Source organism: Rhizobium sp. P43, assembly GCF_056730705.1.
In genome coordinates, this window is sequence record NZ_CM161539.1 from 1,797,199 (window position 1) to 1,823,041 (window position 25,843).

The window sequence follows — 25,843 nt, forward strand, 5'->3', positions numbered from 1 at the left end:
CAACGATGCGTCATGCGTGTCCTTTGGAGGGCCTCCTCAGCCGTCGCCGCGCCAGCGACGGCGGTCGAGGAGCCTGATGGCCGCCATGGCCATGGCCGCATCGGCCAGTCGGCCGGGATCGGTCATGCCTGCCGTGTAAAGCCGGATGACGGCCTTGCCGACCGCTTCGCGATGCCCGTCATCAAGCGCGATCCGCCCCTTGATCGGCGTGGCGGCCCGCATGGCGTCCTCCATGATGGTGAAGTCCGCGGGCGTCAGGATCGTCGTCATGTCGGGCGTTGAGCTCATCGGGTAACGCTCCTTTGTCCGTCCGGGAACCAACCACGCGAATCGCAGTTCGGTTTCCCCGTCCGGTCCGGGCACCCTAGGCCGCCGTCGCCCATGCGGTCATTTCACTATGACACGTGCTGCTCGCCACTCGATGGCCGGTCGGTCGTCCAGCCTTTGCCTCAGCCTCGTGCGCCGGCACCGGCTTCTGTCTTGCGGCGATACCACCAGATGGTTGCCCGTCTGCGCTTGCGGCGGACGAAGGACAGATCATGGGAAAGGACGAGCAGCCCGAGCGGCACCATCCAGAAGCCAAGAATGGGAAGAAAACCGAGGAAGCCACCGCCGACCAGCGCGGCACCGGTGGCGATTCTTCCCGTACGGGAGCGCGGCACCGGAATCTCGACACTGCCAAGGACCAGACGGCCCCGCTTTTGATCGAGGCGGTAACGGCGTTCAGACATCTAGGAAACTCCCTGCATTTCGGCGGTTCTGCGTCCCTCTCTCCCCGCCATCCAGATGGTGAGCCCACGATTAAAAACAAGGTGATGACATTTTTTTTGAAAAACCGCTTGGCAAACGGAGCGAGCATCAGTATTACCCCGCTCACACCGCGCCAAGCGGCTGTTCCCTGGTAGCTCAGCGGTAGAGCATTCGACTGTTAATCGACAGGTCGCCGGTTCGAATCCGGCCCGGGGAGCCATCTCTTTCAAAGGCCCGCGCTGAACACAGCGGCGGGCCTTTTCTTTTCTGGTCTTTCTTTTCCGGCCGCTTTGCTTGCCCGCCAGATCTGGCGGTGGTGTTTCAGACAACACCCTCGAAACCCCGTCTTCACCTTTGCCTGTTATCTCCTTGCCTCAACGGACAGGCATTGAAGGAGGACGGCCGATGTGGCTTGAGCTTCACGACGGGGACGGCTTTCCCTTCTACGTCAACATGGACAATGTGGTGGATTTCCGCTGGTACGAGCGGGAGGGCTATACCTGCCTGCTGACGACCGCCCCGGTCGCCGAAAAGCTGCACCGCCTCTATGTCCGCGAAAACGCCCAGCAGATCATGGCGATGATCCGCGCAGAGCAGGCGCGTCGTGTGGCCCCGGGTCGCTCTGCCGCCTGAAGCGCGTTGAGCGACGACCATCACCTGCGCCTTTCGACGCGCAGATTCGTGATTGCCGCGTGATCCCCTCCCCCTCCGGCTTCGTATGGCAGGGAAAGCCAACGAAGAAGATATTGCATGCCCCATCCGGACAAGACGCTCATCCTCTGGTTTCGCAAGGACCTGAGGCTCGCCGACAACGCAGCCCTGTCGACCGCCGTCAACGAGGGTTATCGCATTCTTCCTCTCTATATACGCGAGCCCGAGCATGCCGGTACCGGGCCGCTCGGGGCAGCACAGGCCTGGTGGCTGCATCATTCGCTTCAGGCTCTGTCCGAGGATCTCAAGGCTTTCGGCTCGCAACTCATCCTGCGGAGCGGCTCGGCGGCAGAGGTCATCGGCGATGTCATCGCCACGACCGGCGCGAAAGCCGTGTTCTGGAACCGGCGCTATGATCCGCCGGGCATTGCCATCGACAAGGAGCTGAAGGCCAGCCTGATTGCCGAGGGCATCGACGTGCGCACCTTTGCCGGCCAGATCCTGCATGAGCCGACCAAGCTGAAAACCGGTGCGGGCGGACATTTCCGCGTCTATACGCCGTTCTGGAAGGCGCTCGACGGCGCCGGCGAGCCGCCCGAGCCGATCCCGGCGCCGAAGGCCATTGGCGCGCCCGATCGCTTTCCCGACAGCGAAGCGCTCGACAGCTGGGCGCTTCTGCCGACCAAACCCAACTGGGCCGCATCCTTCGACGGGCATTGGCAACCGGGCGAGAAGGGCGCGGAGAAGCGCCTGGCCGCCTTCATCAAGGACGGGCTGAAGAACTATCGCAGCGGCCGCGACCTGCCGGCGAGCGAACATGTCTCCCGGCTCTCGCCGCATCTGGCCCTGGGCGAAATCTCGCCCTTTACCGTCTGGCATGCCACGCGCGGCCTGCCCGAGAGCTATCCGCTGGAGGACGTCATCCATTTCCGCAAGGAGCTCGTCTGGCGCGACTTCTCCTATCACCTGCTCTTCCATTTCCCGGATCTCGCGACCAAAAACTGGAATGCCAAGTTCGACGCCTTCCCCTGGCGCGAGGCGCCGGACCTTTTGGAAAAATGGCAGCGCGGCCAGACCGGCTATCCGATCGTCGATGCCGGCATGCGCCAGCTCTGGCAGACCGGCTGGATGCACAACCGCGTGCGCATGATCACCGCCTCCTTCCTGATCAAGGACCTGCTCATCGACTGGCGCTGCGGCGAGCGCTGGTTCCGCGACACGCTTGTCGATGCCGACCCGGCCTCGAATGCCGCCAGCTGGCAATGGGTCGCCGGCTCCGGCGCCGACGCCGCCCCCTTCTTCCGCATCTTCAACCCGACCAGCCAGGGCGAGAAATTCGACCCCGAAGGGGCCTATATCCGCCGCTTCGTGCCGGAGCTGAAGGCCATGCCAGCCAAGTTCATCCACAAGCCATCGGAGGCGCCGCTCACTGTGCTGAAGGACGCCGGCGTCAGCCTCGGCAAGACCTATCCGAAGCCGATCGTCGATCACGGCAAGGCCAGGGATGCTGCGATGGCGGCGTTTCAGGGGTTGAAGGCGGAGTGAGGTGTGTGTAGGCGCTTTGCGCCCGAGACTTTCTGCATCTGCTCAAAATACCCCTCCGGCTCAATCTCTTAAAAAGTCACCATGAGAGACTCTTCTGGAGAAGGGAATATCGGTCGTTCTATCAGTTGGCGGGCTAAGTCCTTGTTCCGGATATGCCGTTAGCCATCCCAGTATCTTCTGAACCAAGCCCTGTGTCACCGGCTGTTCGGTGATCGACAAGGTGATGGCATTGAGCCTAAAGCCGTGGCCGAATGTGGCCGAGAGATTGTTGGGCTCGACGCGGCGGACGCTGGCCGGGTCGTTGATGTCGTCAAAGCTGACGAGTAGCGGATAGTGTTTGCTCGCAAGCTCGCGCGAGCCGCGCATCTTCTCTAGCCGATCATAGACCGCGACGACCTCCGCTTTCGTCCGGGGCTGCTCTTCTCTCGTAAAGAAGGTTTCGCGTGCCGTCTCATGACTGTAGTTCCGCAACAGCGCGAACAGATAGCGGCCGTTGCCGAGATCGACCGTCACGGCCTCTCCGGACAGGCTGCTGGCACCCGCACCTCTGAAGTCGCCAATACCCCACCAGCTTGGTGTGTCGTAGACATTGACACTGACCACCGCGCTCCCGCTTTTCAACCCGTCCGGCGTCATCACGGACACCGTCAATTTCTGGTGCCACTCCCAATCGTGGAAACCGAAGAGATCGCAGCCTGACAGCGGCAGACACAGGGCCAAAGCCGCGACAATCCTTCGCATCACCCCCCCCCACAACCTTGAGCCGCATGATCTGCAGACTTCCCGGTCAGGCGTGAAGATCCGATGAAGAGAATGCTTCAATTTGTAACAATCGACACAGGAAGTCGACGTCTGCGCGTGTGGAATCATACCCCCCTCTGTCACTGCGTGACATCTCCCCCACAAGGGGGGAGAGTGGGTGCCGCGAGTGCCGATCTGTTTACGGCACCAAAGACGGGCGCGAGGCCGACAGCAAGGCCGATCTCCCCCCTTGTGGGGGAGATGCCCGGCAGGGCAGAGGGGGGCTCCACGCGTTGCCCTTGGGTGTCAATCGACCGCACTTGCCTCCTGTACGCAATCAGGTACAATAGTTCCATGAGAACCACATCCTACAGCGACCTGCGCAAGAACCTCGCCTCCCTGCTCGACAGCGTGACGGAAGACCGGACGCCTGTGCTGATCACCCGTGATCGCGGCAAGCCCGCCGCCGTTCTGATGTCGGTGGAGGATTTTGCCTCCTATGAGGAAACGCAGCACCTCTTGAAGAGCCCCCGCAACGCCGAACGCCTGCTTGAAGCAGTGCGCGACCTCGATGACGGCAAGGGCGAGGTGCGCGAGCTCTCGGAGTGAAGCTAATCTTCCATGCGCGCGCCTGGGAGGACTATCTGTATTGGCAGTCCACCGATCCAAAGATGCTGGCGCGCATCAATCAATTGATCAAGGAAAGCAGCCGGTCTCCGTTTCAGGGCATCGGCAAGCCGGAGCCGCTGCGGGGCGAGTTGCGCGGCTGGTGGTCGCGGCGGATCGATCAGGAGCATCGTCTCGTCTATCGGCCAACGGACGATGCGCAGCTGATCGCGCAATGCCGGCATCGCTACTGATCACTTGAGGGCCTCCGCCCGCACCAAGCTCCCGCTTGCCCGATCCTCCACCATGCAATAAATTGACCAATTCTAGTCATTTTCGGAGGCGCGCATGTCGAGCGTGAGCGTTGCCCTTGCCAAGGTCGGACTTGCCAGCCTTGTCGATGAAGCCGCCGCCGGTGCCTTCGTCACGATTACCCGCCACGGTAAGCCGATCGCTATGCTGGTAAGCGTCGAGGCCGGAGAGGCGGCGAAGCGTGTGATGACAAAGCCCAGGACGAATTTCGGCGAGTTCCTGATGTCCTATCCCGGCCCCGCTGATATCGGGATCCACAGCGTTTCACCTGGAGCCCTCCGAACCTAGCTTCCCGAACGCATTTTCCCTCCCCTCGGCCCACCGCGAAAAGCCATTCCTTGCCTTTGACGGCCCCGAGGCCGAAAAGACCGGTTCTCGTTCCGCGCTGATCGCCCTCCGCATAATCTTGTCCAGAAGGACAAATTCGTGTGGTTTTCCGGTTTTCTTCCCCGCGCTTTTGGTTCTAGTGTCCGCGTCAGACAAAAAAGGCAGACATCATGGCATTCCACCCTTCCGTGCTCGAGGCGATCGGCAATACGCCTCTCATCCGGCTGAAAGGCGCCTCCCAGGCGACCGGCTGCACCATTCTCGGCAAGGCCGAATTTCTCAATCCCGGCCAGTCGGTGAAGGATCGTGCCGCCCTCTTCATTATCCGTGATGCCGAGCGGCGCGGGCTCCTGCGTCCCGGCGGCGTGATCGTCGAGGGCACGGCCGGCAATACCGGAATCGGGCTGACCCTTGTTGCCAAGGCGCTTGGTTATCGCACCGTGATCGTCATCCCGGAGACCCAGAGCCAGGAAAAGAAGGACGCGCTGAAACTGCTTGGCGCCGAACTCGTCGAAGTGCCGGCTGTCCCTTACAAGAACCCGAACAACTATGTGAAGATATCCGGCCGCCTCGCCGCCGAGCTTGCGAAGAGCGAGCCCAACGGTGCGATCTGGGCCAACCAGTTCGACAACACTGTCAACCGTGACGCCCATATCGAAACGACTGCGAAGGAAATCTTCGAGCAGACCGGCGGCGCCGTCGACGGCTTCATCTGCGCGGTCGGCTCGGGCGGCACGCTGGCCGGCACCGGGATTGGCCTTCGCAACAGGAAGCCTGGCGTCAAGATCGGCATTGCCGATCCGGAAGGGGCAGCCCTTTACGAATATTACAAGAATGGTGAGCTCAAATCCTCGGGCTCTTCGATTACCGAGGGCATCGGCCAGGGACGCATCACCGCGAACCTCGAAGGCTTCACGCCCGATTTCGCCTATCAGATCCCGGATTCCGAAGCGCTCGACATCGTCTTCGACATCGTCGAAAACGAGGGCCTCTGCCTTGGCGGCTCTTCGGGTATCAATATCGCCGGCGCCATGCGTCTCGCCCGGGATCTCGGCCCCGGCCACACCATCGTGACGATCCTCTGCGACTATGGCAATCGCTACCAGTCGAAGCTCTACAACCCGGATTTCCTGCGCTCGAAGGGTCTGCCGGTCCCGGCCTGGCTCGAAAAGCGTCCGACCTTCGATCTGCCCTTCGAGACCGTCTGATATCCATCGAAAGCAATGCCATGACCACCATCGCCCTCTACCGCGACGATTTCTATCTCTCGACGGCGGAGGCGGTGGTGACCGCAGTGCATGAAGACGGCGCGGTCGAACTCGACCAGACCTGCTTTTATGCCGCCTCCGGTGGCCAACCGGGCGATACCGGCTTCTTCGAGCGGGAAGACGGCAGCCACATCCAGCTTTCCGAGACGCGCCACGGCGCCACCAAGGACGTCATCCTTCACCGCCCTGCCGAAGGCGAGCCCCTGCCCGCCCTTGGCGAACAGCTCGTCCTGCATGTCGACTGGCCGCGCCGCTACAGGCTGATGCGCATGCACACCGCCTGCCACCTGCTCTCGGTCGTCTGCCCCTATCCGATCACCGGGGCTGCCGTCGGCGAAGAGGAAAGCCGGGTCGATTTCGACATGGGCGAGACCATCGACAAGGATCAGGTGACGTCAGACCTGATGAAACTCGTGGGCGGAAACCATCCGGTTTATCTCCAGTGGATCACCGACGAGGAGCTTGCGGCGAACCCCGGGATCGTCAAGTCGAAGAATGTCCGCCCGCCCGTCGGCCTTGGTCGGGTGTCCTTGGTCTGTATCGGCGAGAACTCCGCCGTTGACAGCCAGCCCTGCGGGGGCACACATGTTTCGGAGACCCAGGAGGTCGGTGCGATTCATATCGCCAAGATCGAAAAGAAGGGCAAGGAGAACCGCCGGTTCCGCATTCGCTTTGGAGCCCCGGAGACCTAAGCCATAGGAACGTACGGGAGAAGTGCATGTCGGGTGAAAGAAGCCGTTTCGTCGTTTCGGCGGATTGGGTCGAAAAGAACCTTGGGGCGCCCGGTTTCAAACTCGTCGACGCGTCCTGGTATTTACCCGCCCAGGGGCGCAACGGCGCCGTCGAATATGCCTCCGGCCATATTCCGGGCGCGGTCTTCTTCGATCAGGACGTGATCGCCGATACCTCGACCGGCCTTCCCCATTCGCTCCCCTCGCCCTCCTTCTTTGCCCAGGCCGTCGGCCAGCTCGGCATTTCCTCCGAGGACACGATCGTCGTTTATGACGGTCCCGGCTTCTTCTCGGCCCCGCGAGTCTGGTGGATGTTCCGTGTGATGGGCGCGCGCCGCGTCTATGTGCTCGATGGCGGGATCGACGGCTGGAAGGCGGAGGGCCGCAGGCTCGAGACCGACCTGCCGGAACCGGCGCCCGTCACCTTCGAGGCACAGTTCGACCGGGCAAAGCTCACCTCCTTCGACCAGATGTCAGCCATCACCGACAATGGCGACCGGCAGATTGCCGATGCCCGCCCGGCCGGCCGTTTCACCGGCGAGGAGCCGGAACCGCGTGCCGGCATGCGTTCCGGCCATATGCCGGGTGCACGCAGCGTGCCTGCCGCCTCGCTGTCGGAAAACGGCCGCCTGAAGGATCTCGCCACGCTGCGCTCGATCTTCACCGATGCCGGCATCGATCTCAACAATCCCGTGGTCACCAGCTGCGGCTCCGGTGTGACGGCGGCGGTCGTCACGCTGGCGCTGGAAAGCCTGGGGCATACCGACAATTCGCTCTATGACGGCTCCTGGTCGGAATGGGGCTCGAAGACCGACACGCCGATCGTCACCGGCAAGGCTGACCCGCTGGGCTCCAAGACATCGGGGCCGCTGACGGCCCATGTCACACGGCTCGAAATGAGCGCACCGCCGAAGTCCAGCCTGCCGGTGCCGGTGAATATCCAGACGGCGATCATGCGCACGCATGAGATCCCGCTGCCCTTCTACCGCTTCCTGCATCGCCAGGTCGGCACCCGCTGGCACTGGTATGAGCGGCTGCGCATGCCCGACGACCAGCTAAAGGCGATCATCCATACCGAAAAGGTGTCGATTTCGGTTCTCTATGTAAATGGCGCGCCGGCCGGCTTCTACGAGCTGTCGCAGGAAAACGACGATCTCGTCGAGCTCTCCTATTTTGGCCTTTTCGAGCATGCGCTCGGGCTTGGCATCGGCAAGTGGTTCCTGCTGCAGTGTCTCTATGCGGCCTGGTCGAGCAATCCGAAAAAGGTGACTGTCACCACCAATTCGCTCGACCATCCCCGTGCGCTGCAGCTCTACCAGCAGTTCGGCTTCTCGCCCGTCGGAACCTATAATGCCCTGGTCGATCCGATGACCGACCAGGAGCTTCTGGCGCTGATCAAGCGCGACGGCTGAGGGCGTTCGCCCTCATTCCTTCTTCTTCAGCTTGACGGTCGTCGCATCGCCTTCTGCGTCTGTCGCCTCTTCGCTTTCGGCGTTCTCGGCGCCCTGGTTGTCAAACCAGTTCGCAATGAGTTCCGCATGGAAGGCGGCCATTTCGTAGCAATAGGTGATCTCGCGAGCCTCGGGATCCCAGAAGGCATTCTCCACACCGCAGGCCTTGCCGGTGACCTTGATGCCGTCCTTCAGATTGTAGCCCTCGCCGAAAACGGTGGCGATGGTCTCCAGTGCCCCAGCGCTCTTTAGAAGATCGGCAAACCCCTGCAGATCCTCGTTGCCGGCAGGCTCATAGTTCACCGTGAACTTGGTTTTTGAGCCTTCCGTCATGTTGGCGGCCAGCAGGCTCATCCAGCTGTCGCGTGCCTTCTCGTATTCGAAGGCACATTCCTCACGACGCTCCTGCGGAAACTCGAGCGAATCGGCAAACACCTTAAAGAATTCTGGATCGGCGCCGGTCATCATGCAGACGATGGCATAGGCGCGCTGGCGGTCCAGGCCATGGGTGCCCATGAAATCATCTTCCTGGGGGCCGTCTTCATTCGCATCGTCGAGCAGAAACCAGCCATCGGCCGCGTCCTGCATCGTGGTATTCAATTCCTCGTCCTGTGCACCGAGCAGCAGCACGGCCGACAGCGCATCAACCGCATCCTCTTCCCGGCCGAGGACCGGCAGATTGAACTCCGAGACCAGCATATGGCCGGCCTCGTGGAAGAGAATGAAAATCGCATTGTTGATGACAAATTGCTGACCTTCCAGCACCTGCTCGTCTGTCAGTTCCTGAGCCTTAAGCTGCGCCGACGACATGGACAGCATGGCCATGCACATAACGAGCGTCGCAACCCATGTTGACTTCAAGGACTTCATGGAACCCCTCACCTGATGGTCTGAATATGACGATATCTAGCGCGAAGTCCGGCCGTCTGAGAACCATTATTTTTGGAAGGAACGCCGCAGGAATCGGGTGGCGGAAAGAGCCGCCGGAGGTGAAAACGAGCGAGATCTGATCAAGGAGGCTTTCATGACATCTGCCATTCGTTTTCTACCCATGCCCTCGGCAGAGGCTGCCGCCTACCGCAACGGCGCGCCGGACGCCTATGGACTTATTCCCGAACGGCGCGTTTCTCCCGGCGGTTATCCCTGTCGCCACTGCCTTGGTGAAATCGCTGCAGGCGAAGCCTATCTGACGCTGGCCTATCGTCCCTTCCCGGCGCTCCAGCCCTATGCGGAAACAGGCCCGATCTTCCTGCATGCGGAGGCCTGCCCGCAATACGAGGCGACGGAGGTGCTGCCGCCCATGCTCGGCAGCCCGGATTACATCGTCCGTGGCTATGGCCATGACGATCGCATCGTCTATGGCAGCGGCGGCGTGGTGGCGACGGACGCGATCATGGCGCGGGCTGAGGTACTCCTCGGCAATCCCGACATCGCCTATGTGCATGTGCGCTCAGCCCGCAACAACTGCTATCAGTGCCGGATCGAGCGAGGCTGATGCTACGCATGAAAACGGGCCGGCCGATGGGAAGGCCGACCCGGATCGGCCGCGTTACACGATACATTCACGGACCTGACGCTGCGTAAGGCGACCGGAGAGTGCGACCTTACGCTACGTTCAGCACGGATTCCGGTGCATGGGCGGGATAGCCCAGCGCATCGGCGACCGGCTTGTTGGTGATGCGGCCCTTGTGGACGTTCAGGCCGTTGCGCAGGTGGCGATCCTCGGCAATCGCCCGCAGGCCACGATCGGCAAGCGCCAGACCATGGACCAGCGTCGCGTTGTTGAGCGCATGGGCGGAGGTGATCGGAACCGCACCCGGCATGTTGGCAACGCAGTAATGTACGATCCCATCGACCTCGTAGGTCGGATCGGAATGGGTCGTGGCATGGGAGGTTTCGAAGCAGCCGCCTTGGTCGATTGCGACATCCACGACGACGGCGCCCTTCTTCATGCCAGACAGCATCTCGCGGGTCACAAGCTTCGGGGCTGCGGCACCGGGGATAAGGACGGCGCCGATAACGAGATCGGCGGAGAAGCATTCCTGCTCCAGCGCGTCGATCGTCGAATAGACGGTGTGGACACGGCCGTGAAAGATATCATCGAGCTGGCGCAGGCGCGGCAGCGAGCGGTCGAGGATGGTGACGTCGGCACCGAGGCCGACGGCCATCTTGGCCGCATGCAGACCGACCACGCCGCCGCCGATGACGGTGACCTTGGCCGGCAGAACGCCCGGCACGCCGCCGAGCAGGATGCCGCGGCCGCCATGGGCCTTCTGCAGGGCCGTCGCACCCGCCTGGATCGCCAGGCGGCCGGCGACTTCCGACATCGGGGCGAGCAGCGGCAGTCCACCGCGCTCGTCGGTCACGGTTTCATAGGCAATGGCCGTGACGCCCGACTCGATCAGGCCCTTGGTCTGGTCCGGATCTGGCGCCAGGTGCAGATAGGTGTAGAGGATCTGGCCTTCGCGCAGCTGCACCCATTCGGAAGGCTGCGGTTCTTTGACCTTGACGATCATGTCGGACTTTTCGAACACGTCCTTGGCCGAGGCTGCGATCTTCGCGCCGGCGGCGATATAGGCGTGGTCGTCGGCGCCGATACCGGCACCCGCACCCGTTTCAATCAGGACGTCATGGCCATGCGCCACATATTCTCTGACGGCACCGGGGGTCAGACCGACACGGTATTCATGGTTCTTGATTTCCTTCGGGCAACCGACGCGCATCGAGTGTTCCTCTCTTTATTCGCAGCCAAAGCCGCTTTGTTTCAGATACGGAAATTGAACCACCACGGACGCAAAATGTCCTTGCAAAGTGAGGGGTTCGGCGCGAGACAATTCGAAGCTTCTTGCGTAAATCAGCCATAAAACGGAGAATTCTACGAATGACCGAACTCGACGCCATCGATCGTGCCATTCTGAAGGCACTTCAGGAGAATGGCCGGATGACCAATGCAGAGCTTGCCGAAAAGGTCGGGCTGTCGCCTTCGGCGTGCTCGCGCCGCCACGACATGCTGGAGAAGGCAGGCGTCATCAGCGGCTATCACGCCCGCCTTTCGCACAAGGCGATCGACTACAAGATGATGGTCATCGTCCACATCTCGCTGTCGGGCCAGTTTGCCAAGACGCTGACGGAATTCGAGGCCGCCGTAAAGCGCTGTCCCAATGTGCTGGTCTGCTATCTGATGTCGGGCGAATACGACTATATCCTACGCGTCGCCGCAAAGGACCTGGAAGACTACGAGCGTATCCACCGGGACTGGCTCTCCGCCCTGCCCCACGTGGTGAAGATCAATTCCAGCTTTGCGTTGCGCGAGGTCATCGATCGACCCAATGTGGGCCTATAAAGGTCGATCCTGAAAATCCTAATGAAATGATTTAGACCATTCTCACGGATGGGGCGTAAGCATGGGCCATTCCTTCACTTCAGGACGGCATCATGAGCAATAATCTCGGAATGGATGTTCGAAAATCGCCTCGCAGCCGCTGCCGGCTCGACAGCAAGATCCGGTATTTCCAGCAGGAAGCGGTTGGACGCGTGATCAATATTTCGCGCACGGGTCTCGCACTTGAACTGGCCAGCAAGCTCCCGGCGGCAGCCGGCAGTCAGGTGGTGATCGAGAATGACGATATCGGCCATCTTGAAGGCGTGGTCCGCTGGAATTACGGCGGCCGTATCGGCATCATGTTCCGCCCTAACAGCAATTCGGTCGCCAAGGTCGCTGCCTACTTCCGAAACGTGCATCAGGACGTGCGCCCCGTGCTCACGCGCTGAGCATCGTCCGATTAACGGTAAATTGCCGGAATCGCGCGAGAAATACCTGAATTCTCCTAGGGATATCACTCGCATTTTAATGAGTTTGGCCAGTCGCCGTTAAGGCGCGTGGCCGAGGCTTCCTGCGTTTCAACCAGTCATTTTTGACGGAGCGCATAGGAATGCTTGCAGCCAAACTCAGCCCCGATGGTCGCCGAACTCAACGCATTCGCTGCCATATCCGTGGCACGCTGAATTTCATGGGCCAGCGGCTTGACGTGCGGATCCTGGATATTTCCAGAACCGGCATGGCCATGAAACTCGAAGGATGGATTGAAGCCAAGCGCGGCGCGACCGTCACCGTGCATTGCGCAGAGCTCGGCCATATCGAAGCCTCGGTGCGCTGGTATCGCGCCGGCAAGATGGGGGTCGAATTTGAAATGACCAGCAACACGGTCGCTCAGATCACCGCCTATTTCCGCAATTTCCACCGGGACCCACGCAATCTCGTGCTGGCGTGATAGCGGATGCCGATTGAGGCACAAGATATGTTCATCAAGGCTTGGCCAACACTCTGTAATCCATTGGACAATTTGATAAGCGCTCCTCGAAGGCGCGGATCAGCCAGGCGCCGGCCGGCCCGGGTGGATTGTCTGTTCGCCTGATGGCGTAGAGATTATATGTACCCTGCTCGTATGCCGGCAGGTCGAGATGCACGATCCGACCCTTTTCCACATCCTCGCGAATGATCGAGGCCGGCAGGCCGCCCCAGCCGAGACCGCCCTTGATCAGCTGGTGCTTGGTTGCCATGTCGCTGACACGCCAGGTCTTGAAGGACAGGACATTGAAGTCCCGTCCCGAGGTGAGATCCGATGCGTCGCTGACAACGATCTGGGTTTCCTCGCGCACATCCTGCAGGGAGAGCGTGACCTGCCGTTTGGCCAGCGGATGATCCGCCGCGGCGGCCGGCAGCAAGAAATTGTGGCCGATGCGGTCGACGATCAGCCTATCGTCCTGGCGGGCCAGTGCCCCCCCGATGCCAATCGTCGCCTTGCCGCTCAACACCAACTCGACAAGTCGGCCGAGTTCGCCAATTTCTAGTCGCAGCGAGATTGAGGGAAACTGTCGCTGGAAGTCGCGAAGGACCGACAGCAGCGCCGCCGTTGGCACGAGCACGCTGATGGCAATCGAAAGCTCCGCCTCGAGCCCCTGACGCATGCCACGCGCCTTGGCGCGCATCACTTGAAGATCGCCGACGATGCGGCGGGCATCGGTGAGCATTGCCCTGCCCTCGTCGGTCAGCTTTGGCTGGCGCGTGCCGGTGCGCTCAAACAGCGACACGCCGAGCTGGTTTTCGAGATTGCCGATCGTGTAGCTGACCACCGACTGGGCGCGGTTGAGCTGTCGGGCGGCGGCCGAAAAGCTGCCGGTATCGGCAACGGTCAGGAAGACCTGCAGCTGGTCGAGGGTCGGGTTGGCATCCATGACGACGGGCATCCATCCAGTTATTCGATATCACCGATCTAGATTATCACAGTTTCATCGATGCGTGGTCAGGCATAGATGCATGGCAGGCCTGCTCCCAAAGGCCCTCCACCATTCGAGGAAATGCATATGTGTTCCATCCTTCTCGTCACCTCCAGCCCGCGCGGCTCGGAATCCCTCTCCAACGCAATCGCGACCGAGCTCGCCGAGAAGTTCGCCGGCCAGACCGGCGGCAGCCTGGTGCATCGCGACCTCGTCGAAAGCCAGCTTGACCATGTCGACGGCACCTTCACCGCCGCCATCCGCAAGGTGCCCGACGCCCGTACCGCGGAAGAGGCCGAAGCCGTTGCGCTGTCCGACGCGCTCGTGGCCGAACTTATGGCCGCTGACACGATCGTTATCGGCACCGGCCTGATCAACTTCAACATCTACTCTTCGCTGAAGAGCTGGATCGACCACGTGGCCCGCGCCGGCCTGACCTTCAGCTATACGGAGAATGGCCCGGTCGGCCTCGCCAAGGGCAAGAAGGCCTATCTCGTGCTCGCAGCCGGCGGCATCTATTCCTCCGGTCCCGGCGCGCCGATGAACCATGCCGAGCCCTATCTCAAGACCGTGCTCGGCTTCCTTGGCATCGAGCTCGTTGAGACGGTCTTTGTCGAAGGTGTCGCCTATGGTCCGGAAGCGGCCGAAAAGGCGGTTGCCTCGGCCAAGGCGAAGGTCGAGGAACTGGCGCGGGCTGCCTGAGGCAGTCTTGCTCTGAGGCGCAGCCTCGGAGCCGCCTTGTCATCCTTCAGGCGCCGGCGACCCTGGCCGGCGGCGCCTTTCTCTCGGCTGGAGCAAGCCGTCTTTCTCGATGGTTCGGCAGACGTGCAATCTTCTTCAGTTCGGCGACGATGCCGTCACTGATGGCGTCCTCGATCTCGGCGACGGGTTTCGGCCTGCCGAGCAGGTAACCCTGCAGTTCGTCACAGCCGGCTGCGCTGAGGGTTCGAGCCTGATCCACCGTCTCCACACCCTCTGCCACGACCCGCATGCCGAGCCCGTTGCCGAGATCGATGATCGTGCGAACGATCGCATCGGCGGCCTCTTCCGTGCCCAGGGCCGAAACGAAGCTGCGGTCGATCTTGATAACATCAAAGGGATAGCGACTGAGATAGCTGAGCGAGGAATATCCCGTGCCGAAGTCGTCGAGCGCGATCCTGAGGCCGAGTGTCTTGATATGCCCGAGAATCAGCCGCGCCCTCTGATCGTCGTCAATCAGCACGCTCTCGGTGATTTCGAGCTCCACCCGGTGGGCAGAGATATCCGCGGAGGACAGGATGGCCTCGATCCTTTCCAGAAATTGCGGATGGCGGAACTGGATCGGGGAAACATTGACGCTGACATGAAGGTGTTCCGGCAAAGCTGCTGCCAGGCGGCAGGCTTCGGCCAGCACCCACTCGCCGAGGTCGATGATTTTTCCCGAGGCTTCTGCGACAGGGATGAAATCGCCGGGCTGAACTATACCCCGCTCCGGATGTCTCCAGCGCACCAGCGCCTCGTAACCAACGATCGCGCCATCCCGTGCGGCCACACGCGGCTGCAAATAGAGCTCAAACTCCCTCCGCTCCAGTCCCTGCTCGAGATCGGCTTCCAGCGCACGCCGCTTTTCGATCAGCTCGTCCATGCCCCTGCGATAGCAACGGAAGGTGTTCCGGCCGGACTTCTTGGCATGATAGAGGGCAACATCGGCGCGGCCGATCAGTTCATCCAATTCGCCGGCATGCTCGGGGCAAAGCGCGCCACCAATGCTGATGCCGCATTTGATCCGCTCGCCCTGACCCGTATCAAACGGCTGTCGGAACGCTTCCACAAGGCGACGCCCGACATCTTCGAGCTGTGTCTCGAAATGACAATTGGCGAGGATCACGGCAAACTCGTCACCGCCCAGCCGGGCGGCCATGTCGGAGGGACCGAGGATCGCCGTCAAACGTCTCGCCGTCTCGCGAATGACCTCATCACCGGCCGGATGGCCGTAGAGATCGTTGACATCCTTGAAGTGGTCGAGATCCACGAGTAGCACGCCGCAGCCCCAGCCTTCATTCGCCTGGCCCACATGGGCAGCCAGGGTGTCTGTGAACAGGGCCCGATTGGGCAGGCCCGTCAGCGGATCATGTTGCGCCAGATGGCGGATACGGCCCTCGACAGCCTTGCGCTCGCGCAGGTCCACCAGGCAGCTGATGCGGATATGGCGACCGCGATAGAGAATGTTGCGTCCGCGTGCCTCGATGGGGATTGTCGTCCCGTCGGGTCTGACGATCTGGAACTCTCTGGAGATGTCGGGGGCCGGGTTCGGATCGTCGGTCAGCATCCGGCGTCCGGCTTCATCGACGAGGTCGATGATCGGGGTTCCGACGAGTTCCTTCATCGACCGGCCGGTTAGTAGTTCGAACTGTTCATTGCCGTCGATCACCACGCCGTGTTCATGCATGACGATCGCTTCGAAGGTGGCATTGGCGAGCGCTGTCACCCGCTCCGCCTCTTCCTGGTCGCGCACCTGGGCTTCCAACTCGCTACGGCTGCGCTCCTGCTGCTGGATGTTGTCCATCAGGCTGTTGAACAACCGTGTCAGCTTCTCGGCCTCATCGCCGGGATCGACCGCCAGCCGGTCACCGAGATCAGCCCTGCCCGACACCAGTTTGGACAAGGCATCCTCGACATGGCCAACACCGAGTCGTGTCCCATGCTCGGCGACATTGAGGCCGATATCTTCGACCTCGGCAGTCACCCGAACGGGAACGAGCCTGTCGAGCATCCAGAAGAAGGCATAACCGAGGCCAAAGGCCCAGTAGAAATTGAGAGCCGAGCCGAAGACCTGTATATAGAGCTGGTCGAAGCGTCCGCCCGCCGGAAGATGTTCGAAGGGGGCCAGGAGCGCGAGCGACAGGGTGCCTGCAACACCGGCGAAGGCGTGCACACCGACAGCGCCAACGGCATCATCGACCTTCAGCTTTTCCTCGACATATTGATTGCCGACAACCGCGACGATCGAGCCGAGGGCCCCGGTCAGCAATGCCCCGCCGGGATCGAGGATATGGCAGCCGGCCGTCACTGCGACCAATGCCCCCAGCATGCCCGACAGCGCCTTTTCCGGCAGGACCACGCCGTCCTGCTTGGCGCCGATGACATAGCCGACGCAGGTGCCCATGCCGCCAGCCAGCACCGTGTTGAGGATGATCGGCGCAACATCCGCATTGGCAGCGAGCGTCGAGCCGCCGTTGAAACCGATCCAACCGAAGAACAGGATGAGACCGCCCGTGGTTGATAGCACCGGATTGTTACCGGCGATGCGAACCGGGCGCCCGTCTGCTTCGAAACGACCACGCCTTGCACCGATGACAAGGCAGGCGGCGAGCGCGACCCAACCGCCCGTGGCATGAACGACAGTTGACCCGGCAAAGTCGACAAAGCCCAGGTTACCGAGAAAAGCTCCCGAATTGGGTGCGATCGCAGCACCCCAGACCCAATGGACAAACACGGGATAGATCAGGGTGGACAGGACAATCGAGCCGAGCACATAGGCAGACAGTGTCATGCGCTCGGCAATGGCACCGGAGACGATGGTGGCGGCCGTACCACAGAACATCACCTGGAAGACGAAGAAGCCGGCCAGCCAGCTGTCGAGCCCCTTCAGCAGGAAATAGTCGCCGTCCAGGCCGATGGGTAGGAATGCAGAGGTGCCGAAGGCGAACATGAAACCAACGACGGCGAAGCCAACGACGCCAAAGACGAAATCGAGCAGGTTTTTCTGGGCGACATTGATGGAGTTTTTCGAGCGGACCATGCCGGCCTCGAGAAGCAGGAAACCAACCTGCATCATCATGACCATTCCGGCAGCGGACATCAGCCAGGCGAGATCGGCCGAGGCTCTGGCCGCCTGAACCGCAGCACCATCGGCGGCCTGGGCTGCAACAGCACCACAGGCGAGGCTACCGACCAAACAAAGAGGAGCGGTGACAAGAACAGAGCGCAATGCAAAAATCACTGGAAAACCCGGTCAATATCTCCGGAACAGTGTTGCGCTGCATCATTAACATTCTGTCACCGCAAGGAAACAAATCCTCGCGATAAGCCGTTGCTTTTAGACGATTCGTGTCTCTTCGCCGTCACCGAACAGTGACGGTCCGTTCTGATCGATAATCTGCTGCGCCTTGCGGAAGGTGCAGTCCAGCGCATCGTCGAGCGAGGTAAAGACATCGGCCCGGATAAACTTGCGGGTCAGCATGCGTCCTTCGATCTCGCGCTCGATGCGCCCCGCCAAACGATACTGGCTGCCCTCACGGATGGGCTCGGCGTGGATGACGCAATCCTTGTAGGTTTGCGGCTCGGCAAGCGGCTTGCTCTTGGCCTCAGACGAGGACCCGCCGGTGAAAATCGAGAGGATACTAGACAGGATAGACATGCTTGCCCCTTAGCACGGGACGAGACCGCAAGGAAGACCGTGCCTTACGGGTTCCGCGATCAAGACGGCGTGTTACAGTCGCTGTCGGTCGGGAGGGACCTCGGGAGACACGGGAATGCGCATGATCATCAGCTCCTTGCTTGCACTTATCGTCGTTGTTGCCGCTGTGGTGACATACCTGCACATCAGACCACCGGTCCTGGCGCTCGAACGAGAAGCGGAGGTCGGCGCTGATGTACCGCTTAGTCAGATCGAAACAGTAATCGCAGAGGGAGAGGCTAAGTCCGAGCCCATCCGCAAAGGTCTTGCCAAACAGATCGTCTGGGCGGACCCGACACAGAAGCAGAAGACACCGATTTCGGTGATCTATGTGCATGGATTCTCGGCCTCGGCGGCGGAGGTCCGCCCACTGCCCGACCTCGTCGCCAAGGCGCTGGCTGCCAATCTTTTCTTCACCCGGCTCAGCGGCCACGGCCTTGACGACCCGGACGCGCTGGGATTGGCGACAATCGAAGATTGGGCTGCCGATGTCGGCGAGGCGCTTGCGATCGGCCGGCTCCTGGGCGACAGGGTCGTCGTGATCTCGACATCCACAGGCGCCTCGCTCGTCACCTGGGCGCTCGGACGCCCGTCGCTGGCGGACAAGGTCGTGGCCGCTGTCTTTCTCGCGCCGAATTACGGCGTGCAGGCTTCCGGCAGCCTTTTGCTGACCGGCCCATTCGGCGCCCCGCTGGCACGGCTGCTTCTCGGGGAGCGGCGCGGCTTCGAGCCGATCAGCCCTCTCAATGCACACAACTGGACCACGGACTATCCTGTGACCGCCCTTATCCCGATGGCGCAATCGATCCGGCTTGCCACCCACACGCCGGTCGAGGATATCCGGATCCCTGCCCTCTTTTTGCAGTCTGCGGAGGATAAGGTCGTCAGGCCGGATAAAACGGCTGAAATCGCGGCCCGCTGGGGCGCGCATCATGCGCTTGTTGATCCCGGTCCGACAGGCGACGCCAACAATCACGTCATCGCAGGGGATACCTACTCACCCGACACCACCGAGCCGATCGCGACGATCATCCTCGACTGGCTGTCGCAGCAAGGCATCAGATGATCAGGTTGGCGAGGATCTCGTTTTCGGTGATGTCCTCGAAACCAAGGCCCGCTTGATCGAAGCGGTCGAAGAGTTCGGCAAAATTCTCGCGTTTGCCGGTCTCGATGCCGATCAGGATGGAACCGAAATTGCGCGCCGACTTTTTCAGATATTCGAACCGAGCGATATCATCCTCGGGGCCGAGGAGATTGAGGAAATCGCGCAGGGCTCCGGGACGCTGCGGCAGGCGCAGGATGAAGTATTTCTTCAGGCCGGCGTAGCGCATAGCGCGTTCCTTGACGTCGGGCAGCCTCTCGAAATCAAAATTGCCACCGGAGACGACCGCGACGATGGTGCGGCCACTCAGCGCCACGCGCGGCAGCAAATCGAGTGCCGCCAGCGCCAGCGCGCCTGCGGGCTCCAGCACCACGCCCTCGACATTCAGCATGTCGGTCATGGTCACACAGATCGCGTTTTCCGGCACGATCAACACCTGGTCGGGGCGGAAGCTCTTCAGAGCGTCGAAATTGTGGTCGCCGATCCGGGCCACGGCAGCACCATCGACAAAATTGTCGACCTTTGAAAGCGTAACCACTTTGCCGGCCTCGAGGCTCTTCTTCAGGCTCGGGGCGCCCTGGGGTTCGCAGAAGATCATCGCCTCGGCCGAAACCTTGCCGGCCATATAGCCGGTCATGCCAGAGGACAGGCCACCGCCACCGACAGGCATGACCACGAGATCCGGCGTCACGCCTTCGGGCAACTGCTGCAGTACTTCGGCCGCAACCGTCGCCTGGCCCTCGATGATATCGGGGTGATCAAAGGGTGGCACCATATAGCCGCCGATTGCCTCGACATGCTCGCGAGCGGCCTGATAGCACTGGTCGAAGATGTCGCCGATCAGGCGGATGGTGATGAATTCGCCGCCGAAGATGCGGGTCTTGTCGATCTTCTGCTGCGGCGTCGTCACCGGCATGAAGACAACGCCCTGAACACCGAAATGGCGGCAGACATAGGCAAAACCCTGGGCGTGATTGCCGGCGGAGGCGCAGACAAAGGTCGTGCCGGAGGGGCTATCGGCGACGATCTTGCGGAAAAAGTTGAAGGCGCCCCTGATCTTGTAGGAGCGAACCGGGGTCAGATCCTCGCGCTTCAGGTAGACAGTGGCCCCGTAGCGGGCGCTCAGATGTTCGTTGAGCTGCAGCGGCGTTTCGGGAAAGAGGCCGCGCATCGCCTCCAGCGCTTCATCGACTTGACTGGGGGTCACGTCACCCTCCGTTGAATTTTGGACTGAGCCCCGCTATGGCATAGAGAACGGGCAGAGACAAAGCCTCTTTCAGCTGCAACAGACGGAAGAAATTCCTTGAATACCAATCTGCTCCGCGCCGTCGTCTACATCGCAGGCCTTTGCGGTCTTTATCTCTCGACGGCGATGCTCATCCCGGCGATGGTCAGCCTTTATTACGGGGACGAGGCCTGGTCGGTCTTCACGGTCTCTGCCGCCATGGTCGGCGGCCTGTCTCTGACCGCTGCGATGGCGACGCGCGGCCCCATGCCGACCTTCACCAAGCGCATGGGCTTCCTGCTCGTCAACGTGCTGTGGGCCGTCTTCTCGCTGGTCGGCGCGATCCCGCTCTATTTCTCCGATCTTGATCTGACCTTCGCCCAGTCGCTGTTTGAAGCGATTTCGGGAATCACGACCACGGGTTCGACGGTGATATCGAACCTACACCAGGTTTCTCCCGGCATTCTATTGTGGCGCGGACTGCTTGCCTGGCTCGGCGGTATCGGCATCGTCGCACTTGGGCTCTTCGTCCTTCCCTTCCTGCGTGTCGGCGGCGTTTCGTTCTTCAAAATGGAATCGTCCGATATCGGTGACAAGCCGTTTGCCCGCATCGCCACCTTCACGCGTGCCTTCATGGCCGTGTATGTCGCCATCACATTTGCCTGCATCATCGCCTACGACCTGACCGGCATGGGTCATTTCGATGCGATCGTACACGCCTTTACGACAGTCGCGACGGCCGGTTTCGGCAATTACGACAATTCGTTTGCGGCCTTTGACAGTCATGCGCTGCTCTGGGTCTCGACCTTCTTCATGACGCTCTGCAGCCTGCCATTCTCGATCCTGATCGTGCTTCTGGTACGCGGACGTCTGGATGCCCTGCGCGACCCGCAGATTTTCGTCTTTCTCGGCTATCTCGGCGCCTTCGCCATTGCCGGGGGCCTATACAACCACCTGCGAAACGGCATCGAACTGCCGGTGGCGCTGACCCATTCCTTCTTCAACTTCGCCTCGATCCTGTCCACCACGGGCTATGCCAGCGAAGACTATACGTTGTGGGGGCCATTTGCGGTCGCCGCCGCCTTCTTTGCCACCTTCATGGGCGGCTGCTCCGGATCGACGGCCGGCGGCATCAAGGCCTATCGCTTCGTCATCCTGTTCAACATCATTGTCACGGGCCTGAAGAAGCTGATCTATCCCAATGCGGTCTATTCCGTGCGCTACGGGAACCAGATCGTCGATGCGGATACCCAGCGCGCCGTCTTCCTCTTCGTCAGCGCCTATATCTTCATCTGGGCGATCGGCTCCATGGCCATGGCACTCGCCGGTTACGACTTCGCCACCGCCACCTCCTCTGTCATTACGGCACTGTCAAATGTCGGCCCAGGCATCGGACCGCTGATCGGTCCGGTCGGCAATTTTGCGATGATGAACGATCCGGAGCTCTACATTCTGTCACTTGCGATGCTGCTCGGACGCCTTGAAGTCCTGACCGTGCTCGTTCTTCTCGTACCAATGTTCTGGCGCTCCTGATTTTCAGGCCAACGTGACCCTGGATGGCGGCATCGGCGCTTGACGCGCTGCCGTCGTTCTTCCCACACTCCGCGCAGACCAACGCGGGAGAATCACGTGTCCTTGATATACGCCGCCCCTGCCCGTCCGCTTGCCTTTGCCCTTGTCACAGCACTTCTCGCCGCCGCCCCGGCAAAGGCCGGTCCGCTGCTCGATGCAGCGATCGAGGCGGAGAAGCTCGCGGCACAAAACGATGCGAAAGGCGCCTTCGAGGCGATCCGCTCCGGGCTTGCCGCGTTCACGCAGACCCTGCCGCTGACGGTGCCCCGTGCGCTCTTCATCACCGAGGTACCAAAGGCCTATCGGGCCTATACGCCAAAGGCCGAGCCGGTTTTCGTGACCGGCGAAAAACTGATCACCTATGTCGAGGTGACCGGCCTTAAATGGCAGGCGGCAGCGGACAACCAGCGCCAGTCGCATTTCACCGTCGATCTGGAGCTGACCGATGACGAGGGCAAGACGCTGGCGCTGCAGAAGGAATTCGGCAATTTCACCTTCACCAGCCAGTCCGATGCGATCGAGGTCTATACCCACCTCACGCTCGATGTGGCCGGGGCCAAGCCCGGCAGCTATGTGCTGCGCTACATCGTCAACGACGTGATCGCCGAACGTTCGACGCCGTTCGAACTGCCCTTCACGCTGAAGGACAAGAGCTGAGCGCCCGTTTCGAGCACCCAGCTTTATCCGTCAATTCGCCATGGTCGAGCGATGCGCCCAGCCGGTCATGCGCTTTTCGAGCCAGGCCATCAGCGCATACATGGCGATGCCCTCTACAGCGAGCGCCAACAGGCCCGCAAACACCAGGGGCACGTTGAACTGGCTCTGGGCCGAACTCATCATGTTGCCGAGGCCGTAGTTCGACGCCACCGTTTCCGACACGACGGAGCCCACAAAAGCGAGCGTGATCGCGATCTTCAGCGAGCCGAAGAAATAGGGCATCGAGCGGGGAATGCCGACCTTCAGCATGATGTCGAGCTTCTTTGCTCCCAGCGCCCGCAGCACGTCCTCGGTTTCCGGCTCGATGGTGGCGAGGCCCGTCGCCACATTCACAACAATCGGAAAGAAGGAAATCAGAAAGGCGGTCAGCACCGCCGGCACCGTGCCGATGCCGAACCAAATGACGAGGATCGGCACCAGCGCCACCTTGGGGATGGCGTTGAAGCCGATCATCAGCGGGTATAGCCCGGCATAGATGGTCTTCGACCAGCCGATGAAAAGCCCGAGCGCCAGACCGGCGACGACGGCGATCAGAAAGCCGAGCGTCGTTGTGTAGAGCGTCTGCAGCGAATTCTTCCAGATCGGCGACCAGTATTGCACCACCGCCTCGAAGACCCGCGTCGGCGCCGGCAGGATGGTCGGCGGCATGTCGAGCGCGATCACCGTCAGTTCCCAGATGGCAAACAGCGCCAGCGTGTAGAGGAAGGGCGCCGCCCGCACCCAGTTGATCCGCTGCATCAGCGGCTTGGCCTTAGGTCTTGCGACCTGGCTGTCCATCGTCATCGTCATGCCGCCACCCTCGCCTTTGCGATCTCGCCGTGCAGCACATGCACCATGTCGTTGAATTCGGTCTCGTACATCAGTTCCAGATCGCGCGGCCGCGCAAACGGCACGGTGTGCTCCTTGACCACCTTGCCCGGCCTGGCACTCATCACGAAAATCCGGTCGGCGAGGAAGACCGCCTCGCGCAGATCGTGGGTGACGAGCACGATGGTGACGCCTTGCGCTGCATGCAGATCGCGGATGACGCACCAGAGCTCTTCGCGGGTGAATGCATCGAGCGCGCCGAAGGGCTCATCGAGCATCAGGAGTTCCGGCTCGTGGATCAGCGCCCGGCAGAGATTGGCACGCTGCTGCATGCCGCCGGACAATTGCCATGGGAATTTCGAGCCGACACCCTTCAGGCCGACGATCTCCAGCAGTTTCTCGGCTTTTTCGACATACTCCTTCTTGTTCGCCCGCAGGCGATGCCGATGCTTCTCGACGATTTCGAGCGGCAGAAGAATGTTTTCGAGCGTCGTGCGCCAGGGCAGCATGGTCGGATTCTGAAACGCCATGCCGACGATCGACACCGGCTTGGTCACCTGCTGGCCTGCGACGACGACGACGCCGGATTGCGGGATATGCAGCCCGGTCACGAGCTTCATCAGGGTCGACTTGCCGCAACCGGACGGTCCGACCACGGCGGCGAATTCACCCTTGTCGACGCGCATGGTGAGGCCTGATACGGCGAGCGTTCCGTCCGCGCCGCCATAGCGCATGTCGACATTGTCGATGGAAACGAGATGGGACATGGGGGCTCCGGTCAAAAGGGGATTGCCCAACCTCCCCTTGAGGGGGAGATCGCTGCGAAGCAGCGGGTGGGGAGATCTTGCGTAAGGGTCACCCCACCCCGAACCTGCGGTTCGACCCTCCCCCTCAAGGGGAGGGTGTTACCATCAAGGCAGCATCCGCGCTTCCTTGGCCGGCAGGTAGCTGGCATCGAAGACCTGCTCGGCCTTGACATTGCCCTTCAGGCCCATCGACACCTTCAGCGTCTCGATCGAGGCGGAGAGCCGCGCCATGTCGACGGTGCCCATGCCGTTTTCGACGACATAGGGCGTCTTGATGTTCATGGCAGTCGCCATCTCAAGACGTTCCTTCTCGATCTCGGGATTGAGCGTCTCGTTGCGCTTCAGGACGGCAGCGACACCCTCTTCCGGATTGGCGACCGCATCGGCAAAGCCCTTGGCCAGCGCCTTCAGGAAGCCCTTGACGGCCTCGGGGTTCTCGGCGGCAAAGTCGGAATTGACGAGAACGCTGTTGCCATAAAGGTTCAGGCCGTGATCGGCCATCAGGATGGTGGCGATATCGTCCGCCGGAATGCCCTGTGCCTTCAGGTTCAGGATGACCGAGAAGGCAAAGCCGAAGACGGCATCGACATCACCCTTGGCGAGCATCGGCTCGCGCACGGGGAAACCGATGCTTTCGATGGTGATCTTGCTGTCGTCGATGCCGGCAACCTGCTTGAAGGCCGGCCACTGGGCAAAGGCGCCATCCGGCGGCGGCGCGCCGAGCTTCTTGCCTTCCAGCGACTTCGGATCTTCCGTCACGCCGAGCGACTTTCGGCCGACGACAGAGAAGACCGGCTTGTCATAGACCATCATCACGGCCTTGATCTTCTGGCTCGGATCCTCATCCAGGAACTTGATGACCGAATTGATGTCGCCAAAGCCCATCTGATAGGCGCCGGTCGCCACGCGCGGGATCGCCTCGACAGACCCGTTGCCGCTGTCGATCGTCACATCCAGGCCTTCGGCCTTGAAGTACCCCTTGTCCAGCGCCAACAGGAAGCCGGCCGCAGGGCCCTCGAACTTCCAGTCAAGGGTGAACTTGATGGCGGTTTCGGCATGCGCCTGGCTCACCGGCAGCGTGACGCCGGCCAGCAGGCCGGCTGCAACCATGGCGGCGGAAAAGAGACGTCTTGAGATCATCGATTTTTGCTCCCCTTGTTTTTTGATGCAGCGCATCAAAGCAGGAAACTGGGGAGCCGCAAAGCGGAAAATGCTCAAACTTTCGTCAAAAAAAGATCTGCACAAATTTGGCGCATCCCGATCTGATCTGCAGCGGAGCGCCATGGATCCAAATCAGGACAAACACCGTCTCCTGTCCTCTCGCCGCCGGAAGCAGGAACGCCCGGGATGCCTGGGCGTTAAACGGATCTGTAGAACCGGGTCACTGGCTGCGGCTTCAAGCCTTTCCCTGGATATTCATGGCGCGGAAGGATATGTGGTCGAGGCCTATGCAGCGCTGCCACAGAGCGATGCCAGCCATGACGTTTGGAGATGATGGGCCCACGGATTGGGCCGCG

General features: G+C 61.3%; 29 protein-coding genes and 1 tRNA gene. 18 read left to right on the top strand and 12 right to left on the bottom strand.

Translation table 11 applies throughout. The features are described from left to right. Nucleotides 1-36 precede the first annotated feature (36 nt). Both AC1PUL_RS08930 and AC1PUL_RS08935 read right to left on the bottom strand, forming a co-directional pair. Nucleotides 37-288 carry a hypothetical protein gene (locus AC1PUL_RS08930; RefSeq protein WP_480467935.1) on the bottom strand — a complete coding sequence of 84 codons (252 nt, stop codon included), beginning with the start codon at nucleotides 286-288 and terminating at the stop codon, nucleotides 37-39. Between the two features lie 161 nt (nucleotides 289-449). Then, a complete protein-coding gene (locus AC1PUL_RS08935) occupies nucleotides 450-731 on the bottom strand; it encodes a purine-cytosine permease family protein (protein WP_298464837.1) in 282 nt (93 codons plus the stop codon). A 164-nt stretch (nucleotides 732-895) separates the two neighbouring features. On the opposite strand from AC1PUL_RS08935, the gene AC1PUL_RS08940 reads away from it, so the two are divergent. From AC1PUL_RS08940 to AC1PUL_RS08950, 3 genes are all read left to right on the top strand, one after another. Continuing rightward, nucleotides 896-970 (top strand) — tRNA-Asn (locus tag AC1PUL_RS08940). 185 nt (nucleotides 971-1,155) lie between these two features. Further along, on the top strand, nucleotides 1,156-1,383 hold the full coding sequence (locus AC1PUL_RS08945) for a hypothetical protein (protein ID WP_185810381.1): 228 nt from the start codon (nucleotides 1,156-1,158) through the stop codon (nucleotides 1,381-1,383). 117 nt (nucleotides 1,384-1,500) lie between these two features. Further along, on the top strand, nucleotides 1,501-2,946 hold the full coding sequence (locus AC1PUL_RS08950) for a cryptochrome/photolyase family protein (protein ID WP_480467937.1): 1,446 nt from the start codon (nucleotides 1,501-1,503) through the stop codon (nucleotides 2,944-2,946). Nucleotides 2,947-3,006: 60 nt separating this feature from the next. Here the strand turns inward: AC1PUL_RS08950 and AC1PUL_RS08955 are convergent, their stop codons facing one another. Next, nucleotides 3,007-3,687, bottom strand: a complete 681-nt coding sequence (locus tag AC1PUL_RS08955) for a hypothetical protein (RefSeq protein ID WP_480467938.1) — start codon at nucleotides 3,685-3,687, stop codon at nucleotides 3,007-3,009. A 354-nt stretch (nucleotides 3,688-4,041) separates the two neighbouring features. Here AC1PUL_RS08955 and AC1PUL_RS08960 point away from each other — a divergent pair, with 354 nt between their 5' ends. From AC1PUL_RS08960 to sseA, 6 genes are all read left to right on the top strand, one after another. Then, nucleotides 4,042-4,296, top strand: a complete 255-nt coding sequence (locus AC1PUL_RS08960; protein ID WP_480467939.1) for a type II toxin-antitoxin system Phd/YefM family antitoxin — start codon at nucleotides 4,042-4,044, stop codon at nucleotides 4,294-4,296. Further along, a complete protein-coding gene (locus AC1PUL_RS08965; RefSeq protein ID WP_480467941.1) occupies nucleotides 4,293-4,547 on the top strand; it encodes a Txe/YoeB family addiction module toxin in 255 nt (84 codons plus the stop codon). The genes AC1PUL_RS08960 and AC1PUL_RS08965 overlap by 4 nt, the downstream gene beginning before the upstream one ends. A gap of 94 nt (nucleotides 4,548-4,641) precedes the next feature. Next, on the top strand, nucleotides 4,642-4,893 hold the full coding sequence (locus AC1PUL_RS08970; protein WP_480467943.1) for a type II toxin-antitoxin system Phd/YefM family antitoxin: 252 nt from the start codon (nucleotides 4,642-4,644) through the stop codon (nucleotides 4,891-4,893). A gap of 209 nt (nucleotides 4,894-5,102) precedes the next feature. Further along, nucleotides 5,103-6,140, top strand: a complete 1,038-nt coding sequence (locus AC1PUL_RS08975; RefSeq protein WP_480467944.1) for a cysteine synthase A — start codon at nucleotides 5,103-5,105, stop codon at nucleotides 6,138-6,140. Nucleotides 6,141-6,160: 20 nt separating this feature from the next. Beyond that, entirely contained in the window at nucleotides 6,161-6,892 is a 732-nt protein-coding gene (locus AC1PUL_RS08980) for an alanyl-tRNA editing protein (RefSeq protein WP_480467945.1), read from the top strand. Nucleotides 6,893-6,918: 26 nt separating this feature from the next. Then, nucleotides 6,919-8,343, top strand: coding sequence for a 3-mercaptopyruvate sulfurtransferase (gene sseA, locus AC1PUL_RS08985; RefSeq protein ID WP_480467947.1), 1,425 nt, complete (start codon nucleotides 6,919-6,921; stop codon nucleotides 8,341-8,343). Between the two features lie 12 nt (nucleotides 8,344-8,355). Here the strand turns inward: sseA and AC1PUL_RS08990 are convergent, their stop codons facing one another. Further along, entirely contained in the window at nucleotides 8,356-9,252 is an 897-nt protein-coding gene (locus AC1PUL_RS08990; RefSeq protein ID WP_480467948.1) for a DUF4344 domain-containing metallopeptidase, read from the bottom strand. A 154-nt stretch (nucleotides 9,253-9,406) separates the two neighbouring features. On the opposite strand from AC1PUL_RS08990, the gene AC1PUL_RS08995 reads away from it, so the two are divergent. Further along, nucleotides 9,407-9,877: a DUF1203 domain-containing protein gene (locus AC1PUL_RS08995; protein WP_480467950.1), complete on the top strand. Its 471-nt coding sequence runs from the start codon at nucleotides 9,407-9,409 to the stop codon at nucleotides 9,875-9,877. A 109-nt stretch (nucleotides 9,878-9,986) separates the two neighbouring features. Here the strand turns inward: AC1PUL_RS08995 and ald are convergent, their stop codons facing one another. After that, complete coding sequence (gene ald, locus AC1PUL_RS09000) at nucleotides 9,987-11,105, bottom strand: alanine dehydrogenase (protein ID WP_480467951.1); 1,119 nt, start codon at nucleotides 11,103-11,105, stop codon at nucleotides 9,987-9,989. A 158-nt stretch (nucleotides 11,106-11,263) separates the two neighbouring features. Here ald and AC1PUL_RS09005 point away from each other — a divergent pair, with 158 nt between their 5' ends. The 3 genes from AC1PUL_RS09005 to AC1PUL_RS09015 all read left to right on the top strand — a co-directional run bounded on the left by AC1PUL_RS09005 (nucleotide 11,264) and on the right by AC1PUL_RS09015 (nucleotide 12,653). Then, the gene (locus tag AC1PUL_RS09005; RefSeq protein ID WP_298464800.1) at nucleotides 11,264-11,725 is read left to right on the top strand and encodes an Lrp/AsnC family transcriptional regulator; all 462 of its coding nucleotides are present in this window, start codon (nucleotides 11,264-11,266) and stop codon (nucleotides 11,723-11,725) included. A 92-nt stretch (nucleotides 11,726-11,817) separates the two neighbouring features. After that, a complete protein-coding gene (locus AC1PUL_RS09010) occupies nucleotides 11,818-12,153 on the top strand; it encodes a PilZ domain-containing protein (protein WP_480467953.1) in 336 nt (111 codons plus the stop codon). Between the two features lie 161 nt (nucleotides 12,154-12,314). After that, complete coding sequence (locus AC1PUL_RS09015; protein WP_480467954.1) at nucleotides 12,315-12,653, top strand: PilZ domain-containing protein; 339 nt, start codon at nucleotides 12,315-12,317, stop codon at nucleotides 12,651-12,653. 34 nt (nucleotides 12,654-12,687) lie between these two features. Here AC1PUL_RS09015 and AC1PUL_RS09020 read toward each other — a convergent pair whose 3' ends face one another. After that, the gene (locus AC1PUL_RS09020) at nucleotides 12,688-13,617 is read right to left on the bottom strand and encodes a LysR family transcriptional regulator (protein ID WP_480467956.1); all 930 of its coding nucleotides are present in this window, start codon (nucleotides 13,615-13,617) and stop codon (nucleotides 12,688-12,690) included. Nucleotides 13,618-13,746: 129 nt separating this feature from the next. On the opposite strand from AC1PUL_RS09020, the gene AC1PUL_RS09025 reads away from it, so the two are divergent. Next, nucleotides 13,747-14,361, top strand: coding sequence for an FMN-dependent NADH-azoreductase (locus tag AC1PUL_RS09025; protein WP_480467958.1), 615 nt, complete (start codon nucleotides 13,747-13,749; stop codon nucleotides 14,359-14,361). 46 nt (nucleotides 14,362-14,407) lie between these two features. Here AC1PUL_RS09025 and AC1PUL_RS09030 read toward each other — a convergent pair whose 3' ends face one another. After that, nucleotides 14,408-17,629, bottom strand: coding sequence for an EAL domain-containing protein (locus AC1PUL_RS09030; protein ID WP_480467960.1), 3,222 nt, complete (start codon nucleotides 17,627-17,629; stop codon nucleotides 14,408-14,410). Nucleotides 17,630-17,737: 108 nt separating this feature from the next. Continuing rightward, a complete protein-coding gene (locus AC1PUL_RS09035; protein ID WP_480467961.1) occupies nucleotides 17,738-18,058 on the bottom strand; it encodes an HlyU family transcriptional regulator in 321 nt (106 codons plus the stop codon). 115 nt (nucleotides 18,059-18,173) lie between these two features. On the opposite strand from AC1PUL_RS09035, the gene AC1PUL_RS09040 reads away from it, so the two are divergent. After that, nucleotides 18,174-19,163 carry an alpha/beta hydrolase gene (locus AC1PUL_RS09040; RefSeq protein ID WP_480467962.1) on the top strand — a complete coding sequence of 330 codons (990 nt, stop codon included), beginning with the start codon at nucleotides 18,174-18,176 and terminating at the stop codon, nucleotides 19,161-19,163. On the opposite strand, the gene ilvA is transcribed toward AC1PUL_RS09040, so the two are convergent. Then, complete coding sequence (gene ilvA / locus AC1PUL_RS09045; protein WP_480468545.1) at nucleotides 19,156-20,370, bottom strand: threonine ammonia-lyase; 1,215 nt, start codon at nucleotides 20,368-20,370, stop codon at nucleotides 19,156-19,158. The two genes, AC1PUL_RS09040 and ilvA, sit on opposite strands and share 8 nt — an antisense overlap. A gap of 132 nt (nucleotides 20,371-20,502) precedes the next feature. Between ilvA and AC1PUL_RS09050 the strand changes: the two genes are divergently transcribed. Together AC1PUL_RS09050 and AC1PUL_RS09055 are read left to right on the top strand one after the other, a co-directional pair. Beyond that, a complete protein-coding gene (locus tag AC1PUL_RS09050; protein ID WP_480467964.1) occupies nucleotides 20,503-21,957 on the top strand; it encodes a TrkH family potassium uptake protein in 1,455 nt (484 codons plus the stop codon). Nucleotides 21,958-22,053: 96 nt separating this feature from the next. After that, nucleotides 22,054-22,653 (top strand): hypothetical protein, encoded by a 600-nt coding sequence (locus tag AC1PUL_RS09055; protein WP_480467965.1) that lies wholly within the window; start codon nucleotides 22,054-22,056, stop codon nucleotides 22,651-22,653. 30 nt (nucleotides 22,654-22,683) lie between these two features. Here AC1PUL_RS09055 and AC1PUL_RS09060 read toward each other — a convergent pair whose 3' ends face one another. The 3 genes from AC1PUL_RS09060 to AC1PUL_RS09070 all read right to left on the bottom strand — a co-directional run bounded on the left by AC1PUL_RS09060 (nucleotide 22,684) and on the right by AC1PUL_RS09070 (nucleotide 25,466). Then, nucleotides 22,684-23,496: an ABC transporter permease gene (locus AC1PUL_RS09060; protein ID WP_480468546.1), complete on the bottom strand. Its 813-nt coding sequence runs from the start codon at nucleotides 23,494-23,496 to the stop codon at nucleotides 22,684-22,686. 2 nt (nucleotides 23,497-23,498) lie between these two features. Next, on the bottom strand, nucleotides 23,499-24,287 hold the full coding sequence (locus AC1PUL_RS09065; RefSeq protein ID WP_480467967.1) for an ABC transporter ATP-binding protein: 789 nt from the start codon (nucleotides 24,285-24,287) through the stop codon (nucleotides 23,499-23,501). A gap of 144 nt (nucleotides 24,288-24,431) precedes the next feature. Continuing rightward, entirely contained in the window at nucleotides 24,432-25,466 is a 1,035-nt protein-coding gene (locus AC1PUL_RS09070) for an ABC transporter substrate-binding protein (RefSeq protein ID WP_480467968.1), read from the bottom strand. Here AC1PUL_RS09070 and AC1PUL_RS09075 point away from each other — a divergent pair. After that, nucleotides 25,435-25,821, top strand: a complete 387-nt coding sequence (locus tag AC1PUL_RS09075) for a hypothetical protein (RefSeq protein WP_480467970.1) — start codon at nucleotides 25,435-25,437, stop codon at nucleotides 25,819-25,821. The two genes, AC1PUL_RS09070 and AC1PUL_RS09075, sit on opposite strands and share 32 nt — an antisense overlap. The last annotated feature ends 22 nt before the right edge of the window (nucleotides 25,822-25,843 follow it).

What these genes read in the sequence shown, in the direction of transcription:
- AC1PUL_RS08945 (WP_185810381.1), top strand. Translation starts at nt 1,156, where the DNA reads ATGTGGCTTGAGCTTCACGACGGGGACGGCTTTCCCTTCTACGTCAAC.
- sseA (WP_480467947.1), top strand. Translation starts at nt 6,919, where the DNA reads ATGTCGGGTGAAAGAAGCCGTTTCGTCGTTTCGGCGGATTGGGTCGAA.
- AC1PUL_RS09075 (WP_480467970.1), top strand. Translation starts at nt 25,435, where the DNA reads ATGGCGGCGGAAAAGAGACGTCTTGAGATCATCGATTTTTGCTCCCCT.
- AC1PUL_RS09015 (WP_480467954.1), top strand. Translation starts at nt 12,315, where the DNA reads ATGCTTGCAGCCAAACTCAGCCCCGATGGTCGCCGAACTCAACGCATT.
- AC1PUL_RS09060 (WP_480468546.1), bottom strand. Translation starts at nt 23,496, where the DNA reads ATGACGATGGACAGCCAGGTCGCAAGACCTAAGGCCAAGCCGCTGATG.
- AC1PUL_RS09035 (WP_480467961.1), bottom strand. Translation starts at nt 18,058, where the DNA reads ATGTCTATCCTGTCTAGTATCCTCTCGATTTTCACCGGCGGGTCCTCG.
- AC1PUL_RS09040 (WP_480467962.1), top strand. Translation starts at nt 18,174, where the DNA reads ATGCGCATGATCATCAGCTCCTTGCTTGCACTTATCGTCGTTGTTGCC.
- AC1PUL_RS08970 (WP_480467943.1), top strand. Translation starts at nt 4,642, where the DNA reads ATGTCGAGCGTGAGCGTTGCCCTTGCCAAGGTCGGACTTGCCAGCCTT.
- AC1PUL_RS08930 (WP_480467935.1), bottom strand. Translation starts at nt 288, where the DNA reads ATGAGCTCAACGCCCGACATGACGACGATCCTGACGCCCGCGGACTTC.
- AC1PUL_RS08990 (WP_480467948.1), bottom strand. Translation starts at nt 9,252, where the DNA reads ATGAAGTCCTTGAAGTCAACATGGGTTGCGACGCTCGTTATGTGCATG.
- ald (WP_480467951.1), bottom strand. Translation starts at nt 11,105, where the DNA reads ATGCGCGTCGGTTGCCCGAAGGAAATCAAGAACCATGAATACCGTGTC.
- AC1PUL_RS08950 (WP_480467937.1), top strand. Translation starts at nt 1,501, where the DNA reads ATGCCCCATCCGGACAAGACGCTCATCCTCTGGTTTCGCAAGGACCTG.
- AC1PUL_RS09010 (WP_480467953.1), top strand. Translation starts at nt 11,818, where the DNA reads ATGAGCAATAATCTCGGAATGGATGTTCGAAAATCGCCTCGCAGCCGC.
- AC1PUL_RS08995 (WP_480467950.1), top strand. Translation starts at nt 9,407, where the DNA reads ATGACATCTGCCATTCGTTTTCTACCCATGCCCTCGGCAGAGGCTGCC.
- AC1PUL_RS09020 (WP_480467956.1), bottom strand. Translation starts at nt 13,617, where the DNA reads ATGGATGCCAACCCGACCCTCGACCAGCTGCAGGTCTTCCTGACCGTT.
- ilvA (WP_480468545.1), bottom strand. Translation starts at nt 20,370, where the DNA reads ATGCGCGGCCTCTTTCCCGAAACGCCGCTGCAGCTCAACGAACATCTG.
- AC1PUL_RS08960 (WP_480467939.1), top strand. Translation starts at nt 4,042, where the DNA reads ATGAGAACCACATCCTACAGCGACCTGCGCAAGAACCTCGCCTCCCTG.
- AC1PUL_RS09005 (WP_298464800.1), top strand. Translation starts at nt 11,264, where the DNA reads ATGACCGAACTCGACGCCATCGATCGTGCCATTCTGAAGGCACTTCAG.
- AC1PUL_RS08975 (WP_480467944.1), top strand. Translation starts at nt 5,103, where the DNA reads ATGGCATTCCACCCTTCCGTGCTCGAGGCGATCGGCAATACGCCTCTC.
- AC1PUL_RS09065 (WP_480467967.1), bottom strand. Translation starts at nt 24,287, where the DNA reads ATGTCCCATCTCGTTTCCATCGACAATGTCGACATGCGCTATGGCGGC.
- AC1PUL_RS08955 (WP_480467938.1), bottom strand. Translation starts at nt 3,687, where the DNA reads ATGCGAAGGATTGTCGCGGCTTTGGCCCTGTGTCTGCCGCTGTCAGGC.
- AC1PUL_RS09070 (WP_480467968.1), bottom strand. Translation starts at nt 25,466, where the DNA reads ATGATCTCAAGACGTCTCTTTTCCGCCGCCATGGTTGCAGCCGGCCTG.
- AC1PUL_RS08980 (WP_480467945.1), top strand. Translation starts at nt 6,161, where the DNA reads ATGACCACCATCGCCCTCTACCGCGACGATTTCTATCTCTCGACGGCG.
- AC1PUL_RS08935 (WP_298464837.1), bottom strand. Translation starts at nt 731, where the DNA reads ATGTCTGAACGCCGTTACCGCCTCGATCAAAAGCGGGGCCGTCTGGTC.
- AC1PUL_RS09025 (WP_480467958.1), top strand. Translation starts at nt 13,747, where the DNA reads ATGTGTTCCATCCTTCTCGTCACCTCCAGCCCGCGCGGCTCGGAATCC.